15 protein-coding genes are annotated in these 16,203 nt (G+C 59.7%); 3 read left to right on the top strand and 12 right to left on the bottom strand.

The features are described from left to right. Nucleotides 1-151: 151 nt before the first annotated feature. Nucleotides 152-1,339 (bottom strand): 2-aminoethylphosphonate--pyruvate transaminase, encoded by a 1,188-nt coding sequence (locus tag AB1E33_RS23785; RefSeq protein WP_372579728.1) that lies wholly within the window; start codon nt 1,337-1,339, stop codon nt 152-154. A gap of 96 nt (nt 1,340-1,435) precedes the next feature. On the opposite strand from AB1E33_RS23785, the gene AB1E33_RS23790 reads away from it, so the two are divergent. After that, the gene (locus AB1E33_RS23790; RefSeq protein WP_372579729.1) at nt 1,436-2,335 is read left to right on the top strand and encodes a LysR substrate-binding domain-containing protein; all 900 of its coding nucleotides are present in this window, start codon (nt 1,436-1,438) and stop codon (nt 2,333-2,335) included. Here the strand turns inward: AB1E33_RS23790 and AB1E33_RS23795 are convergent, their stop codons facing one another. The 5 genes from AB1E33_RS23795 to AB1E33_RS23815 form a co-directional block, all read right to left on the bottom strand. Continuing rightward, nucleotides 2,336-3,967: an ABC transporter ATP-binding protein gene (locus AB1E33_RS23795; RefSeq protein ID WP_372579730.1), complete on the bottom strand. Its 1,632-nt coding sequence runs from the start codon at nt 3,965-3,967 to the stop codon at nt 2,336-2,338. Between the two features lies 1 nt (nt 3,968). Then, entirely contained in the window at nt 3,969-5,099 is a 1,131-nt protein-coding gene (locus AB1E33_RS23800; RefSeq protein WP_372579731.1) for an ABC transporter permease subunit, read from the bottom strand. Then, nucleotides 5,092-6,009, bottom strand: coding sequence for an oligopeptide ABC transporter permease OppB (gene oppB / locus AB1E33_RS23805; RefSeq protein ID WP_372579732.1), 918 nt, complete (start codon nt 6,007-6,009; stop codon nt 5,092-5,094). The genes AB1E33_RS23800 and oppB overlap by 8 nt, the downstream gene beginning before the upstream one ends. Nucleotides 6,010-6,067: 58 nt before the next feature. Beyond that, nucleotides 6,068-7,657 (bottom strand): peptide ABC transporter substrate-binding protein, encoded by a 1,590-nt coding sequence (locus tag AB1E33_RS23810; RefSeq protein WP_372579733.1) that lies wholly within the window; start codon nt 7,655-7,657, stop codon nt 6,068-6,070. A gap of 169 nt (nt 7,658-7,826) precedes the next feature. Continuing rightward, nucleotides 7,827-9,056 (bottom strand): cytochrome-c peroxidase, encoded by a 1,230-nt coding sequence (locus AB1E33_RS23815; RefSeq protein ID WP_372579734.1) that lies wholly within the window; start codon nt 9,054-9,056, stop codon nt 7,827-7,829. 57 nt (nt 9,057-9,113) lie between these two features. Here AB1E33_RS23815 and AB1E33_RS23820 point away from each other — a divergent pair, with 57 nt between their 5' ends. After that, entirely contained in the window at nt 9,114-9,581 is a 468-nt protein-coding gene (locus tag AB1E33_RS23820; RefSeq protein WP_372579735.1) for a tetratricopeptide repeat protein, read from the top strand. A gap of 40 nt (nt 9,582-9,621) precedes the next feature. Here the strand turns inward: AB1E33_RS23820 and AB1E33_RS23825 are convergent, their stop codons facing one another. Genes AB1E33_RS23825 through AB1E33_RS23850 form a run of 6 tightly spaced genes read right to left on the bottom strand, consistent with a single transcriptional unit; the run spans nt 9,622 to nt 15,388 of the window. Next, nucleotides 9,622-10,686: a TRAP transporter substrate-binding protein gene (locus tag AB1E33_RS23825; RefSeq protein ID WP_372579736.1), complete on the bottom strand. Its 1,065-nt coding sequence runs from the start codon at nt 10,684-10,686 to the stop codon at nt 9,622-9,624. Nucleotides 10,687-10,710: 24 nt separating this feature from the next. Beyond that, nucleotides 10,711-12,186, bottom strand: a complete 1,476-nt coding sequence (locus AB1E33_RS23830) for a TRAP transporter large permease (protein ID WP_372579737.1) — start codon at nt 12,184-12,186, stop codon at nt 10,711-10,713. Continuing rightward, on the bottom strand, nt 12,187-12,777 hold the full coding sequence (locus AB1E33_RS23835; protein ID WP_372579738.1) for a TRAP transporter small permease: 591 nt from the start codon (nt 12,775-12,777) through the stop codon (nt 12,187-12,189). 51 nt (nt 12,778-12,828) lie between these two features. Then, the gene (locus AB1E33_RS23840) at nt 12,829-13,344 is read right to left on the bottom strand and encodes a flavin reductase family protein (protein WP_372579739.1); all 516 of its coding nucleotides are present in this window, start codon (nt 13,342-13,344) and stop codon (nt 12,829-12,831) included. Continuing rightward, nucleotides 13,344-14,234: an aldo/keto reductase gene (locus AB1E33_RS23845; protein ID WP_372579740.1), complete on the bottom strand. Its 891-nt coding sequence runs from the start codon at nt 14,232-14,234 to the stop codon at nt 13,344-13,346. The genes AB1E33_RS23840 and AB1E33_RS23845 overlap by 1 nt, the downstream gene beginning before the upstream one ends. Then, entirely contained in the window at nt 14,234-15,388 is a 1,155-nt protein-coding gene (locus tag AB1E33_RS23850; RefSeq protein ID WP_372579741.1) for an LLM class flavin-dependent oxidoreductase, read from the bottom strand. Before AB1E33_RS23850 ends, AB1E33_RS23845 begins: the two co-directional genes overlap by 1 nt. A 103-nt stretch (nt 15,389-15,491) precedes the next feature. Here AB1E33_RS23850 and AB1E33_RS23855 point away from each other — a divergent pair, with 103 nt between their 5' ends. Next, entirely contained in the window at nt 15,492-16,202 is a 711-nt protein-coding gene (locus AB1E33_RS23855; RefSeq protein WP_372579742.1) for a GntR family transcriptional regulator, read from the top strand. Nucleotide 16,203: the final 1 nt, after the last annotated feature.

The raw sequence follows: 16,203 nt of genomic DNA on the forward strand, positions 1-16,203 counted from the left end.
CGGCATCAGACCGTCGGCGATGGCCTTCTCCAGATACTCCGGCTCGCAGCCATCAAGACAGATGGCAATCGCGGGCACCTTCGGCATCGGATAAACACGCTCATTCGCCTCAACAGGGGTGTGAAGAGTCATCTCAGTTCCTTTGTCAGATTCAGGCAGCCAGTTTGGCGCGTTCTTTCAGGGCGGCGGCGGGTGGCGCGGCGCTGGCCACCCCCATCTCGTTCAATGTTTCCTTGGCAGAGTCGACGACCTGCCGCATCACATTTTCGTCCATCTGGCCGATACACCCGATACGGAAACTGTCAACAACGGTCAGCTTGCCGGGATAGATGATGAAGCCTTTGGCCTTCATCAGATCATAGAACCGAGCAAATTCGAACTTCGGGTCGTTGGGGCAGAAGAAGGTGACGATGATCGGGCTGAGCCAGCGGTCATCCAGCAGCGTCTCGAACCCCAGTCCGCGCATCCCCTCTACCACAACGTCGCGGTTGCGGGCATAGCGCGCGCCACGACCGGCGACGCCGCCTTCGATCTCATGCGCGCGCAGCGCCTCCAGAAAGGCCGCGACCACATGCGTTGGCGGGGTAAATCGCCATTGGCCGGTCTTTTCCATCGCCGCCCATTGCGCATGTACATCCAGGCTCAGGGAATGGCTGTTGCCCTTGGCGGCCTCGAGTTCGGACGTACGCGCGATGATGAAACCAAAGCCCGGCACGCCCTCGATACACTTGTTGGCAGACGACACCATTGCCTCATAGCAGATATCCGACGGTTGCAGGTCAATCGCGCCAAAGGCTGACATCGAATCCACCAGAAGTTTGCGCCCGGCGGCGTAAACAGCCTCGGAAATCTCGTCAATCGGGTTGAGAATGCCGCTGGAGGTCTCGCAATGAATGGCGACAACATGGGTAATCTCCGGATCATCCGCCAGTATCTGCGCCACTTCGGCCCCTCGTGGCGGCAAGTAATCGCCCTTGTCCAGCACGATGTGATCGCGGCCCAGATAGGCCATGGTCTGCGCTGACCGCTGCCCGTATGCCCCGTTCGCCAGCACAAGCGCCTTGCCGTCCTTTGGAATGAAAGACCCCAGCATCGCCTCGACCGAGAACGAACCCGACCCCTGCATCGGCACGCAATCGAACTCCTCTGCCCCCGTCCCAAGCAGGGACAGCAGCCGTGTCCGCATCTCGCGGGTCATGGCGCGGAAATCATCATCCCAACTGCCCCAGTCGCGCAGCATCGCCTCTTTCACCTCATACGAAGTGGTCAGGGGACCCGGCGTCAGCAGATAAGGCTCCCCCAACTTCGGTGCGTCGATCATGCGATGGTCCGAAGTCATGGCCACGATTCCCCGGTTGCTGCGTTGCCTGCATGTTTGCCAAAGTGTCATCCATATGTGAAATTGAATAAAACAATCAATCCATAGGTTTTGTTTATGCGTAAATCCGCGTCGGTTCCGGTTCGTTACAGCCAGTTGAAGGCGTTTCACAATGTGGCTCTAACCGGAGGGTTTTCGCGCGCGGCGGACGCGCTGCGTCTGACGCAACCGGCGATTTCCGAGCAAGTGCGCCGGCTGGAACAGGATCACGACGTGCTGCTGTTCCACCGCGAGCGCAAACGGGTGCGCCTGACCGAGGCCGGTGAGCGTCTGTTTCACCTGACCCGGCAGTTTTTCGAAGTCGAAGAGCAGATCGAGGAATTCATGTCGGAATCCGGCGCAGCCATGGATGGCGAGTTGCGCATCATCGCCGATTCCGCGCATCACGTGACCGAGCTACTGGGTCGGTTCCGGGCGCGCTATCCAAACGTGACGATTTCCCTGCGCTCGGGCAACACCGCAGACGTGGTCGAGCATCTGCGCAGTTATGCCGCCGAGATCGGTGTTGTCGGCGGGTTACCTCCGGGCCGCGATATGGAGGTGATCGAGCTGGCCTCAACCGAAATCACTGCGTTTGCCTCCGTGGAGTTGGTGCCGGGAAAGAGCAGACTGACGCTGACCGACCTGCTCCAGTATCCGCTGATTTTCCGCGAAGCAGGCTCGAAAACGCGCCAAAAGCTTGAGGAACAGGCCCAAGCGCGCGGTATCCGACTGAAACCGGCCATCACCGCCGAGGGTCGCGAGGCGGTGCGCGAAGTGGTCGCTTCGGGCGCGGGCATCGGCTTTGTCTCGCGCGCGGAATATGTCGAAGATGCCCGCCTGCGCCAGATTCCGCTCAGCGATGTGCAGGCCGAGATGAGCGAGGCCATCGTGCATCTTGCCCAGCGCCGTGAAGTGCGTGTGATCCGCGCTTTCATGGACGTGGCCCGCGAGGTGCACGGGCCACGCACGGCCTGATCAGGCCAGTTTCTCGCGCAGGATCTCACGCAGGTCGAAGGCCGCGCGCATCAGGTTGCGGGTGTAATCCTGCGTCGGATTGTCAAACACCTGCTCGGTCAGGCCCTGCTCTACCACCTCGCCTTCGCGCATGACCATCACGTAATCCGACAGCGCCCGGACCACAGCCAGATCGTGGCTGATGAACAGGTAGGACAGTGAATGTTCCTTTTGCAGCCGTCGCAGCAACTCGATCACCTGTTTCTGCACGGACCGGTCCAGTGCCGAGGTCGGCTCATCCAGAACGATCACCTTGGGCCGCAGCACCACGGCGCGTGCAATCGCGATACGCTGCCGTTGCCCTCCCGAAAACTCGTGCGGGAAGCGGTTGCGCATCGAGGCCTCAAGCCCGACATCCTCCAGCGCCTGCGCCGCGCGTTCGGCGCGCTCGCGTTGGGACAGGCCCGGCTCATGAACCAACAGTCCCTCGGTGATGATCTCGCTGACCGTCATCCGGGGCGAGAGCGAGCCGTAAGGGTCCTGGAACACCATTTGCAGCCCATCGCGATAGGGCTTCATATGGGCTCGGTCCAACCCGCTGATCTCTTGCCCCAGATAGACCACCCGTCCCTCAGAGGGCAGCAATTGCAGCAGAGCACGACCCAGGGTCGACTTACCCGAGCCACTTTCGCCCACGATCCCGATCGTCTGTTCCCGATGCAAGGCGACGTCGATGCCCTTCACGGCAGTGAACTGCGTGTCCTTGCTCAGAAAACCACCTGGCGCGCCAAAGGTCACTACCACATCCTTGCCCGACAACATCACCTCGGCATCCCCGGCGGGCGCGTCTTTCTCGCCCGAGGGTTCGGCATCCAGCAACATGCGGGTATAATCGGTCGCGGGGTTGTGGAAGATTTGCTCGGTCTCGCCCTCTTCCTCCAACCGCCCTTTGCGCATCACATAGACCCGGTCGGCAAAGGCTTCGACAATGCCCAGATCGTGGGTGATGAACAGGATCGACATGCCCAACCGTTTCTGAAGCTCGGCCAGCAGATGCAGGATGTCGGCCTGAATGGTCACATCCAGCGCCGTGGTCGGTTCATCCGCAATCAGCAGGTCGGGATCGTTGGACAGCGCCATGGCGATCATCACGCGTTGCCGCTGCCCGCCGCTCATCTCGTAAGGATAAGATTTCATCCGTCGCTCGGGGTCGGGGATCTGCACCAGCTTAAGCAATTCCAACACCCGCGCCCGCGCCTTTGAGCGCGACAGACCGCCATGCACCATCAACGGCTCGCAGAGCTGATCCTGAATGGTATAAAGCGGGTCGAGCGAGGTCATCGGCTCCTGAAAGATCATCGAAATCTTGGCACCGCGGATCTTGTTCAGCTTCTTAATCGGCAGGTTCAGAATCTCGTCGCCGCGGTATAGCACCGAGCCTTCGGCATGCCCGTTAGAGGCCAGCAAACCCATGGCAGACATCATGATTTGGCTTTTGCCAGAGCCGCTTTCGCCCACCACGGCAACAGTCTCGCCGCGTCTGACATGCATCGAAACCCCACGCACCGCCTCGACCGTGCCGTCGGGCGTTTCGAAGTTCACGCGGATATTGTCGATCTCGAGAACGCGATCTTTATGGATTTCCTTTGCCATATCAGCGGTCCTTCGGATCAAGCGCGTCGCGCAGGCCATCGCCCAGGAAGTTCAGGGCAAAGAGCAGGATAGTCATTGTCGCCGCCGGATAGAACAGCATGAACGGCGCGTTGCGCATGTTCTTGGCCCCTTCCGAGATCAGCACCCCAAGCGAGGTCAGCGGTTCCTGCACGCCAAGCCCCAGGAAGCTGAGGAAGCTTTCCAGCAGGATCACCTTTGGGATCAGTAGCGTCATGTAGATGATCACCGTCCCGGCGGTGTTGGGGATGATGTGCCGGCGTATGATCGATTTGCCGGACACGCCCAGCGCCTCAGCCGCCTGCACGAACTCGCGCCGCCTGAGCGACAGGGTCTGGCCGCGCGTGATTCGCGCCATATCTAGCCATTCCACCGCACCCACGGCAAGGAACATCAGCACCAGATTGCGGCCGAAGAACACCACCAGCAGGATCACGAAGAACACGAAGGGCAACGAATACATCACGTCGACAAAGCGCATCATCACATTATCGACGCGGCCTCCGATGAACCCTGCGGTCGCGCCATAAATCACCCCGATCGTCAGCGCTACAGCCGTGGCCAGCGCACCGATCATCAGCGAGATTCTCAGCGAGATCAGAATGCGCGAGAACAGATCGCGCCCGTTCGCATCCGTACCCATCAGGAAATAGAGCTGCTGGACCGACGCCTCGATCACACCTTTCTTCGGGTCTGCCGGATCAATTGTGATCTCGGCATCGGAGAAGACGCTGGACCGGTCGAGATAGCGCGAGATGCGGGGGTCGATGTCGCGGCTTTCGCTCGACACTTCGATGCGGACCTTGCCGTCATCGACGTCAATCGCCCCCAGATCCACTCGCGCCCGGCGCAGTGCAGATTCGGCCGCCGGAATGACCTGCTCTTCCTGCGGATAGGATTCGAGCGAGGGCTTCACCTTGACGAATTCCGGGTAGACCTTGGAATAAGAATGGGGTGCCAGCATCGGTCCAAAAATCCCTGCAAGCGCCAGGATGATCAGCACAAAGATCGAGGCCATCGCGGCCTTGTTGCGTCGCAGCCGTAGCATCGCGGTTGCCCAGAGCGAACGGCTCTGCCCCTGAACCGGGGCGTTATCAACAGTCATATCAGTCATAGCGCACCCTCGGATCGAGAACGGCGTAAAGAAGGTCGACGATCAGGTTGAAGACCACAACAAAGACGGCAACGATCACCACCGTGCCCATCACCAGCGTATAGTCGCGGTTCAGCGCGCCGATCACGAAATAGCGCCCGATGCCCGGCAGGTTGAACACCTGTTCCACCACGATAGAGCCTGTCAGCAGCGCCGCCGCAGCGGGGCCGAGATAGCTGATCGCAGGCAGGATCGCGGCACGCAGCGCGTGTTTGCCGACAACCATGTGAGTGGGCAATCCGTAAGCGCGCGCGGTGCGCACATGGTCGGACCTGAGCGCCTCGATCATCGAACCCCGGATCAGCCGCGTTACCACCGCGATCTGTGGCAGCGCCAGCGCGATCACCGGGAGGAGCATCTGGTTCCATTGCCCCCAGCCCTGCGCAGGCAACCAACTGAGGATCACCGCAAAAACGAGCGACAGGACCGGTGCAACTACGAAGTTCGGCACCGTAATGCCAAAGGTCGCCACCGCGATCACCGCGAAATCGGTCTTGGTATTCTGGCGCAACGCGGCGATGGAGCCTAGCAGCGCGCCCAGCAGCAACGCCAGGATCAAAGCGGTCGCGCCAAGCTGGATCGAAATCGGCAGGCCCTCGGCCAGAATTTCGTGGACCCGTTTGTCGCGATAGATGAAGGACGGACCCATATCACCCTGAAACAGGTTGCTCAGGTAGATCCCGTATTGCTGCCACAGTGGCTTATCCAGCCCGAATGTGGCGTTGAGATTGGCCATCACCGTGGCCTCAAGCGTCCGCTCCTGATCGAAGGGACCGCCGGGCGCGAGGCGCATCATGAAGAACGCAGCGGTGACGATAATAAATAGCGTGGGAATGGCGGATAAGAGCCGCCGGAGTGCATAGCTTAGCATCTGAGGGGTTCACCAAAAGTGGGCGGCGCCGGAAAGACCGGCGCCGCGCAAGGAATGGTTACTGAGGCAGGCTCAGGTATCGTGACGCGTGGACGTTCTGGATGTTGTCTTCCCAACCCTGCAGGTCAGGCGAAACCAGCGACCGCGAGGAATAGTAGAGCAACGGAATGAATGGCAGATCGCGCATGAACAGAACCTCGGCCTGCTGCAGCAGCGCGGCGCGCTTGTCCAGATCGGTTTCACCAGCGGCCTGATCCATCAATCCGTCATATTCGGCATTGTTGTAGTTGGCGTAGTTGAAACCGTCATTGTCCGACTCGACCATGAACAGGAAGTTCTGCGGGTCGGAATAGTCACCGATCCAGCCGGCACGCGCGACATCGAAATCACCCTTGTCGCGCAGATGCGCATAATGGGCCGAGGCATCACGGACGTTGAATTCGACGTTCACACCCAGGTTCGACCACATATCGGCGATCGCGGTTGCCGCGTTCTTATGGTTCTCGCTGGTGTTGTACATCAACTCGATGGTGACCGGGCTGTCGGGCGAGATGCCCTTGGCGGCGAGGATTTCGGCAGCCTTGTCTTCGCGATCCAGCATCGACATGTCGAAATACTCGGTCACAGGAGAACCGGCGGCATAGTTGCCGATGCCGGGCGGCACGAAGCTTTCGGCGGGAACCATGGTGCCCTGGAAAATCTCATCGGCCAGGAATTCACGGTCAATCACCATCGACAGAGCCTGTCGCACTTCGGGATCGGCCAGCGTGTCGTCTTCGTGATTCAGCGCGTAATAATAGGTGCCCAGATAAGGAACAACGCGAACGGCAGCGTCATGCTGGCCGCGCAAGCGTTCGATATCTTCGGCAGGCAGGTCCGAGCAGCTATGCACTTCGCCCGCTTCCCAGGCACGCACGCAGGTCGCGCGGTCTTCGAAGGGCAGATAGTTCACCTCTTCGAGCGCAACATTGTCGGCATCATGGAAATTGGCGTTCTTGGTCAGAACGATTTTGTCGTTCAGGATGTTCGAGGTCAGCGAATAGGCGCCGTTCGACACCATATTGCCCGGCTGCACAAAATCGGCACCATGGGCATCAACCGACGCCGGATGCACCGGCAGGCCGGTCTGGTGAGTCAGAAGCTCGATAAAAAACGGCGTCGCTGCGTTCAGCGTTATTTGCAGCGTCTTGTCGTCCAGCGCCTTCACGCCCAGTTCCGACGGCTCTACCTCGCCCTTGTTGATCGCCTCAGCATTCTGGATCGGATAAAGGATGTTGGCATATTTTGCGCCGGTTTCAGGCGTCATGATCCGCTGCAATGAATAGACGAAATCACCCGCGGTCACCGGATCGCCGTTGGACCACATCGCGTCATCGCGCAGCTTGAAGGTGTAGACGAGGCCATCATCGGTGACCTCCCATTCCTCGGCCACGCCCGGTGCGATCTCAGCGGCAGGGGTATAGACTACCAGCCCTTCGTACAGATCGCGCAGGATGTTCGCCTCGGCCACGGTCGACGTCTTGTGCTGGTCGAGCGTTTCCGGGTTGCCGTCATTGCCCCGCATATAAGTCGCAGCGCTTGCTGCGCTTGTCAGACCTGCAAGGATGGTGGCGGATAAAAGTGTGGTTTTGATCGATAGAGTCATCATGGTTCTCCCTCCCTGATAACGTTTCTCATCCCCTTTCCTAATGCCGAGTCTCGGGCGGATACAACCCCAACAGGAAACAATAGGCTGTGTTGAATGGGGGCAAACTCGAGAACGAACAATAATGTCGCGGCCCGACTTCACCCTTTATGATTATGTCAGGATAGGCCCATCATGGCGCAAAATCCGAAGGCACACCAAAAGGTGTTTTACTCACACCCTGGCCGGTCAAGGCGTGCATGAAGGCCACCAAATCGGCAATTTCACTGTCACCCAGCGCCACCGATTCGATATCCCGTGCTGCGCGCTGGCGCTGCATTTCGCGCCGATCCTGCCAGATCACGAAATCACCTGTGGCAAGCCATTCTGCCTCGGGCAGTTGCGCCATCTCAGGACTCCAACGAGACAGCGCCTGTGCGGGATTCAGGTGGTGACGAATGATCCCCTCCAACGTGGGATAGGCGCCATTATGCCCATATGGTCCTGTTAGAGCCACATTTCGCAGCATCGGAGTGCGAAATCTGTAGGCATCCTCAAGCCGGTCGCTTTCACCCATCCGCCCAACATCGCGCGCGTAAGGGTCGAACCGGCGGGTTCTGCCGGGGCCAAAGGGCGGCACGCCAAGCGCGTGAAACTTCTGATCGGACAGCAGAGACCCGGAATGACACGCGGCGCAGCCCGCCTTGCCATAAAACAACTCCATACCGCGTTTCTGCGAAGTGGTCAGCGCGGCCTTGTCACCGCGCAGATATGTATCGAACGGGCTGTCGATGCTCTGCAATTCAACCGCCATGAAGGCACCCAGCGCATTGCCGATCTCGACAATGCTCACCTGATCCGGCATATCAATATGGTCGAACGCTGTCATGAACGCCCGCTGATATTTTGGATCGGTGCGCACCCGCTTTGCCAGGATCGGCCAGGCCGCGTCGATCCGGTCATGCACCGCACCGATGATCTCGTTTTCGGCCGGATTGCCCGCCATTTCAAACTGCGCCACCAGCGGAAACAGCGCCTGCGCGGCCAGAAGCGAGTTCAACCCTTGCGGCAGCCACTCTTCGGCAGGCGAGTCGAACCCATTGCCGAATTGATCCGACTTGCTCAACCGACCATCGTGAAAAAACGTGTGCAGATCGCGCGCGCCCAGGTTCCATAAGCCTGGCGCATTGCGCGGAATGCGTTTCTTGATCCGGCTGTCGCCCGTACCCGCGAGGCGCTCGGTTCCCAGCCCAACACCCCCCTCTCCGATCCCCAGCGACAGCCCGTCCGAAGTGCCGAAATCGGGGTGGTGGCAATGGGCACAGGTGATATTCCGGTTGCCCGACAGGATCGGATCGTAAAAGAGTTGGTGGCCAAGTGCTGCCTGTCTCGGATCGACTTGAATGAAATCTGCATCGCTCAACGCAGGTGGCAGCGGTTCTGCCGCCAAGGGCACAGACAAGACGAGGAAGATTAAGCCATGTATCGCCTGCTGTTTCTTTTGGTTTTTGCGGAGCCCGCCTTTGCCGATATCGAAGAGGCGCGCGATCTGATGGAAGCGGGGCAGTTTGACGCCGCCTATGAGGCGCTTTGGCCCGCCGCGCGCTCCGGTAACGCCGATGCAGAAGAACTGATCGGCGTGATGTATGCGATGGGTCTGGGTGTCGAGCGGGACGATATGCGTGCTTTCGACTGGTATCTGCGTGCCTCGATGAAGGGGCATCCGGGCGCGCAATCGGGCATCGGTTGGTATTATGAGGTTGGTCGCGGATTGCCCGCGCCCGACCTGACACGTGCCTATCTTTGGTATGCGCTCTCGGCCATCGGCGGTGACCCCGATGCGGCGATCAGCCTTGAGGACGTCGTCAAGAAGATGACGCCGCAAGAGATCGCCAAGGCGCAGGAACTGATCGACGATTATCAACCCTGGATGTACCCGTTTCGCTAAGCGTAAGCGGGCGGCCTGAACCGCCCGCCACTTTGTCAGGTTACTGCGTATCCGCCGCACGGCTAGCATTGATCCGCTCTTCGGCCTGGGCCACGGACCCCACAAGCGCATCATAGGCCTGCTGGCCGCCATCCACATTGGAGGTGAACCACTCATAGACGGGTGTTGCCGCCTCTTTGAACGCCGCTTTCTCGTCGCGCGTCGGCACATAGAGGTCGCCACCACCGGCTACGAAATCCTCATAGGCTTGGATCGACTTACGCTTGGGCGAGGCAAAAGTTGCCTGTTGAAGCTGATAGAACCCATCCACGACAACAGTGCGCAATTCCGGCGGCATCGCCATGAATTTCTCGTTATTCATGAACCACAGAGCGCCCATATAGGCATGCCCGTCCAGCGTGACATATTGCAACCCGGCATCGGGGAACTTCATGTTCATGATATCGGTAATGCCGTTTTTAGAGCCTTCAACAACACCAGTTTGGAAGCTGGTGAACAGTTCCGGCCACGGGATCGGGGTGGGCGATGCGCCCAGCGACGTGACCAGAACCTGCGGTAAGTCGGCCACCACAGTGCGGATTTTCAGACCTTCCATGTCGGACGGGCTCTGCACCCGCTTCTGAGTGTTCGCAAAGTTCCGCCAACCGCCGGTATTGCCCACGGTCATCAGCCGCACCATGCCACCGGACACGTCCGAGACCATCTGCTTCATCGCCTGCATGAAATCGCTGTCGCTGGCCAGCACGGCCTCGGCCACGCGGTCATCCGACATCAGATAGGGCAGATCCAGCACCTGCACGAAGGGAAAGATGCCCGAAGCGCCGCCCGAGGTGGAGATGTAGATATCCACGCTGCCATCAGCGATGCCCTGAAGGCATTCAGCGCCGTTCGAACAGAGCTGCGTGCCGATGAACAGCTCGACCTCAATCGCACCGTTCGAGGCAGCTTCAACATAGTTCTTGAAGACGATCAGACCGTCATAATCCTCGTCATTTTCGTTCGAATTGGCCGTCGCCCGCAACGTAAAGTCCGCCGCGGACGCCGTGATGGCAGAGCCAGCCAATATGGCCGCCACGGCCACCGATTTTAAGGCAGTTTTGAGCACAGCGTTTCCTCCCTGTTCAGATACTCATTGTGCGAACCCGGTCAGTCTCGGGATCGTCATTGATATTGCCGGGACATAGGTGATCAGGAAAATCACCAGAATTTCCACGGCCAAAAATGGCAGAATAGCCTTTGCGATGGTCTCGACCCTCTCTTTCGATACCGCCGCCGCGACAAATAGGACAAGCCCCATCGGAGGCGTTGCCAAACCCACAGTCAGGTTGACGCTCATGATGATGGCAAAGTGGATCGAGTCGACGCCGAGATCGGTAAAGATCGGACCGAGAATAGGCCCAAGGATAATGATCGCAGGCCCCGCGTCCAGAAACATTCCGACGATGAAAAGAAGCAGGTTGATCAGGAACAACAGGATCAAGGGGTTTTCGCTCAGGTTCAGGATGAACCCCGCCAGTTGTTCGGGTGCGTGGCTCAGGCTGACCACGGTCTTGAACGCCATCGCCGCGCCCACCAGCAGCAACACCACCGCCGAGGTGATCCCGGCATTGGTCAGAATCTGCGGCATGTCACGCAGACTGAGGCTGCGCAGGATGAAAAAACCAACAAAGACCGCGTAGGCCACGGCAACGGCAGCGGCCTCGGTCGGCGTAAAGACACCGGCCAGAATGCCGCCGAGGATCAGGATCGGTGTCTGCAACGGCACCATGGCGCGTTTGCAGACCATGCGGAAATCATGGCTGACCACCCGACGCAACCCAAGGAAGATGCCATGCGCAATCAACAGCGCACCGATCAGCAGGCCCCATTGGATCGCACTGCTCGCCTCGGCCCCGACCGGCATGAAGGACCACAGCAGCAGCCCCAGATTCAACCGCACCAGCAGGAAGGACACCCAAGTTTCGGTTTTGCCGAGCTGGGTGCCGGTCAACACCACGCGATGCGCCGGTGGCAGATCGTAGCGGTCGGCCATCAGCCGAACCATCACCATCAGCCCGACACCCACCAAAATGCCCGGGATAATACCCGCAAGAAACAGGGCCGCGACGCTTTCGCCCATCACGTAGGCATAGATGATCATGATTCCCGAAGGCGGGATGATCGGCCCGATGACCGAACTGGCCGCCGTGATCGCGGCGGCGAATTTGCGGCTATAGCCCTCTCTCTCCATCGCCGGGATCAGCATTGAGCCCAGTGCCGAGGTATCGGCAACCGCCGAGCCGGACAGTCCAGCAAACAGGATCGAACTGAGGATATTGACCTGCGCCAGCCCCCCGCGCAGATGCCCCATCAGCGCCTGGCTGAACTCGACCAACCGGATGGTGATGCCACCGCGGTTCATCATCTCGCCCGCCAACATGAAGAACGGGATCGCCATCAGCGGAAAGCTGTCCATCCCGTTATAGACATTGCGGTAGAGCAGCGTGATGTCCTTCTCCTGCCCGTTGAGCCACAACAGCAGACCGGGTGCGGCGAGCAGCCCGAAAAAGACCGGCAAGCCGATCAGCAGGAAGAACAGGAAGGCGGGCAGGAACCAGATCAGCATCTACTCGCTCCCCAACATTTCGACATCATCGATGGGGCGTAAACGGTCACTGCCACCCATCAGCGTCACAAGGCCCCGCAGGATCAGTTCGATATTGACCGAGGTCAGCAAGACTACCCCGACCAGCAGCGAGGCCATCATCCAACTGCGCGGAATCCGATACCATTCATCAAAGGAAAACGAGGTCGGAAGATAGAGAGAGGCGGTGGTAAACTTGCCCCCAAACCCGGTGACCTCGCCCCATCCGATCCCGATCGCAACGACAAGAACCAGCAAAGAGACGGCCAGCAGGAACAGGCTCAGAATCTGGCCCGGGATGGAGGGCAGCGCGCGGCCGAACATGTCAATGGCAACAAAGCCGCCGCGCCGGAATGCGGTGGGTGCCATCAGGCCGGTCATCCATAACATGCAGAACCGCGCAGCCTCGTCCGGCCAAGGCAGCGCATTGTTCAGAACGTATCGGAAAAACACCTGAATCAGGATCGCAACGACCATCGCGGCAATCGCGACAACGCCGATGGCGCGACCGATCCGCAAGGCAAATTCGTTCACGAAGCCGATCGGTGCGAGCACCGATAATAATCCGCCCATGCGGATCGCCCTCCCTTTGGTACCTCCCGGGTTCGGCAGGTGTTGGCGCGCTTATTGCTGCGCGAATTGGCCGAACTTGCCGGCAAAAAAGGCCAATGCGTCTCCTTCACACATTTCGACCTGGTCAACTTCTCCGACGATGATCACGTGATCGCCCGCCTCGTGGCAGGCCACATGGCTGCAGACGAACCGCGCCAGACAGCCGGGGATCAGCGGAACACCGCATTCGTTTTCGAGATAATCGAAATCGTTCAACGCCGAGGCGTCCTGCGAGCAGGCCCAGCAGAGCGCACTTTGCTCGGCAGACAGCACATGGACGGCGAATTCCCTGGCATCGCGAAACAGTGGAAACCGGCGAGAGCCCTTGCTAGGCGCCCACATCACCAGTGGCGGGTCCAGCGACAGCGACGAGAAACTGTTGGCCGTGATGCAAAGCGGCCCGGTTTCACCGGCGCAGGTCACCACCGTTACCCCAGTGGCAAATTTCGCGAAAGCGTCGCGCAATTGCCGCGGATTGGCGGTATCGGGTTCAAACACCACCGGCGTCTTCGGAGAGAACGCGTTCATCACGGCACCTCCTTGCCCAGCGCTGCCTCATACAGGCGGAACCAGCTTTGCCGGTCGAGCGTGACCTTCAACGCGTCCGAGATACGGGCGATCCGATCAAGATTGTTGGTGCCCATCACTGGCAGGATGTTGGCAGGATGGGCCAGCAGGAAGGCCACTGCCACGGCAGACCGGTCCACGCCCGCTTCGGCAGCGATCTCATCTGCGATCTGAGCGGCTTTGCTCTGTCCGGCCATAAGCGCACCCCCTCCCAGCGGGGACCAGGCCATCAGGGGATGACCGTTGTGTTGATGATAGGCCAGATCGCCATTCGAGAAAGGTGTTATTTCGGAAAGGGATATCTCGATCTGATTTGTCACCAGCTGCGTGTTCATCGCCGATTGCAGCAGCGACCAGTCCCAAGGGCGGAAATTCGAGACGCCAACGCTGCGCACCTTGCCCGAAGCCACAACCGCATCCAGCGCCGCGCCCGCTTCGTGGTGGTCCATCAAGGGATCAGGCCGGTGGATCAGCAACAAGTCGATATGGTCGATTGCCATCAGCCGCAGCGAATGATCCACCGATGCCTCGATATGGGCGCGCGACGTGTCGTAATATTTGACCCTGGCATCGGCATAGCGGCCGATGGGCGCGACGATGCCGCACTTGGTCACGATCTCCATCCTGTTGCGCAGGGCGGGGTCGGATTTCAGCGCATTGCCCAGAACCTCTTCGGCTGCGTAGGCGCCATAAATATCTGCCTGATCGAATGAGGTGATGCCCTGATCCAGGCAGGCGCCTATCTTGGCGCTCACGTGGTCCACGGAGGTGTCCGCGCCGTCGGCCAGCCGCCACATGCCATAGACGATGCGGCTCAGCTCCAGTTTTGTGCCCAGTTTGACGCGATCCATTAGCGGCGTACTCCGTTGCCCAACGGCGTTGCGGGTGTGTCCGACGGCACCCGGCCATAGGCCTGCGGCAGCGAACAGGTTTTCAGGTTCGGCAACACCCGGCTGCCAAAATGGCGGGCCTCGTCGATATGCGGGTAGCCCGAGAAGATAAAGGCGCGGATGCCCATCTTTTGATAGTCTTCGATCTTGGACATGACCTGATCGGTCGACCCAACCAGCGCCGCGCCACAGCCCGAACGGGCGCGGCCCACACCGGTCCACAAATGATCCTCGGTATAGCCGAACTGATCTGCCAATTCGCGGGCCCGCGCCTGATGCGACACACCCAACGAGGTGGAATCGAGCGCCCGCTCGCGGATCAGCCGACCATACTCATCGTCCAATTTAGAGACTATATATTCGGCATATTCGCGCGCCTCGGCCTCGGTATCGCGGACGATCATGTGGACGCGCAGACCGTAATCCAGCGTCCGTCCATAACGCTGGGCAACTTCGTTCACCGCTTTCATCCGCCCTTCCAGCGCGTCCTTGGTCTCGGGCCACATCAGATAGACATCGCAATGTTGCCCGCACAGCTCCAGCGCCGCCGGGGAATATCCCCCAAAATAGAGCAGCGGCCCACCGGTCTGATACGGTTTCACCGGATCGGTGGTCAGGCCCGCGAAGTTATAGACCTCGCCCTCATGGTTTATCTCATTCTGCGTCCAGGCCTGTTTCAGAATCTCGACCACTTCGCGCGAGCGCTGGTAGCGGTAGTTGCTGTCGGCCTTTTCACCGGGAAAGTCCGAGCTGATGATATTGACCGTCAGCCGTCCCTTTAGCATGTGATCCAGCGTTGCGATGGTCCGGGCTAGCATGATCGGTTGCATCTCGCCGCAGCGAACGGCGGCCAGCAGGTTGATGCGGTCGGTGATCGGCGCGCATCCCGCAACAAAGGACAGCGTGTCCTGCCCCACTTGAAACGAGGACGGGCAGAGGATGTTGCGAAATCCCTGCGCCTCGGCCTCTTTCACAATAGCCGAGCAATGATCCCAGCTTGAGCGCAGCGCGCCGTCGGGTTGACCCAGAAACTGATAATCGTCCGAACAAAGCGCCGAAAACCACGACACCTCGGCAGCATCAAGGTCGGGCGATGTGATGGGCACGATGGTCATTCGGGGGTTTCTCCGCGCGGTGTGGCTTTTTCTCTTGCGTAACAGGCGCCTTGATGTAGATCAATAGTGTATCAATTTTTTCCGCGACAGGACGCCGCACCCCGTGACACAGCCCGGCCCGAGCCCGAACGCCTTGCCGCTCTATGTGCAGATCGCTGAACGGCTAACCCGCGATATAGCGGCGGGCCGTCTGATCGAGGGCGAGCGCCTGCCGCCCGAGCGCGAGATGGCGACGCAACTTAACACCTCAGTCGGCACGCTGCGCAAAGCCCTGCACCAATTGAGCGAACGCGGGTTGCTGGAGCGCGTGCAGGGGTCGGGCAATTATGTGCGCAACGGGTCCGAGACCAACAGCGTCTATGCCATGTTCCGGCTGGAACTGCCCGAAGGCGGCGGGTTGCCGCGCGCGGATGTGCTGTCGGTCGATCTGCTGCCCAAACCCGACGATCTACCGAAGTTTGGCATATTAGACAACGGATCACGGGTGCGGCGGCTGCGCTATCTCAATGACACGGTGATCGCGGTCGAAGAGATCTGGCTGGATGCTTCTGCCGGGTTGATCCGGCGGCGGGATGTGTCCGATTCGCTCTATCACTATTACCAGAACCAGCTTGGGTTCTGGATCAGACGCGCCGAAGACAGGGTCTCGGTCGGGGTGGTGCCGGATTGGGCGCCCGCGCAATTTACAAAACCCCACGGGACACCCATCGGGTATATCGAACGGTTCAGTTGGGCCGACTCGCCGCAACCGGTCGAATTCTCGCGCACCTGGTTCGACCCGGACCGCGCGCTTTATGTCCAACGGCTCAGATAAG

The organism is Ruegeria hyattellae, from assembly GCF_041537925.1.
Taxonomy (GTDB): domain Bacteria; phylum Pseudomonadota; class Alphaproteobacteria; order Rhodobacterales; family Rhodobacteraceae; genus Ruegeria_C.

Excerpts from the sequence above, each read along its gene's own strand:
- AB1E33_RS23785 (WP_372579728.1), bottom strand. The coding sequence starts at position 1,339 with ATGACTTCGGACCATCGCATGATCGACGCACCGAAGTTGGGGGAGCCT.
- AB1E33_RS23790 (WP_372579729.1), top strand. The coding sequence starts at position 1,436 with ATGCGTAAATCCGCGTCGGTTCCGGTTCGTTACAGCCAGTTGAAGGCG.
- AB1E33_RS23795 (WP_372579730.1), bottom strand. The coding sequence starts at position 3,967 with ATGGCAAAGGAAATCCATAAAGATCGCGTTCTCGAGATCGACAATATC.
- AB1E33_RS23800 (WP_372579731.1), bottom strand. The coding sequence starts at position 5,099 with ATGACTGATATGACTGTTGATAACGCCCCGGTTCAGGGGCAGAGCCGT.
- oppB (WP_372579732.1), bottom strand. The coding sequence starts at position 6,009 with ATGCTAAGCTATGCACTCCGGCGGCTCTTATCCGCCATTCCCACGCTA.
- AB1E33_RS23810 (WP_372579733.1), bottom strand. The coding sequence starts at position 7,657 with ATGATGACTCTATCGATCAAAACCACACTTTTATCCGCCACCATCCTT.
- AB1E33_RS23820 (WP_372579735.1), top strand. The coding sequence starts at position 9,114 with ATGTATCGCCTGCTGTTTCTTTTGGTTTTTGCGGAGCCCGCCTTTGCC.
- AB1E33_RS23830 (WP_372579737.1), bottom strand. The coding sequence starts at position 12,186 with ATGCTGATCTGGTTCCTGCCCGCCTTCCTGTTCTTCCTGCTGATCGGC.
- AB1E33_RS23835 (WP_372579738.1), bottom strand. The coding sequence starts at position 12,777 with ATGGGCGGATTATTATCGGTGCTCGCACCGATCGGCTTCGTGAACGAA.
- AB1E33_RS23840 (WP_372579739.1), bottom strand. The coding sequence starts at position 13,344 with ATGAACGCGTTCTCTCCGAAGACGCCGGTGGTGTTTGAACCCGATACC.
- AB1E33_RS23845 (WP_372579740.1), bottom strand. The coding sequence starts at position 14,234 with ATGGATCGCGTCAAACTGGGCACAAAACTGGAGCTGAGCCGCATCGTC.
- AB1E33_RS23850 (WP_372579741.1), bottom strand. The coding sequence starts at position 15,388 with ATGACCATCGTGCCCATCACATCGCCCGACCTTGATGCTGCCGAGGTG.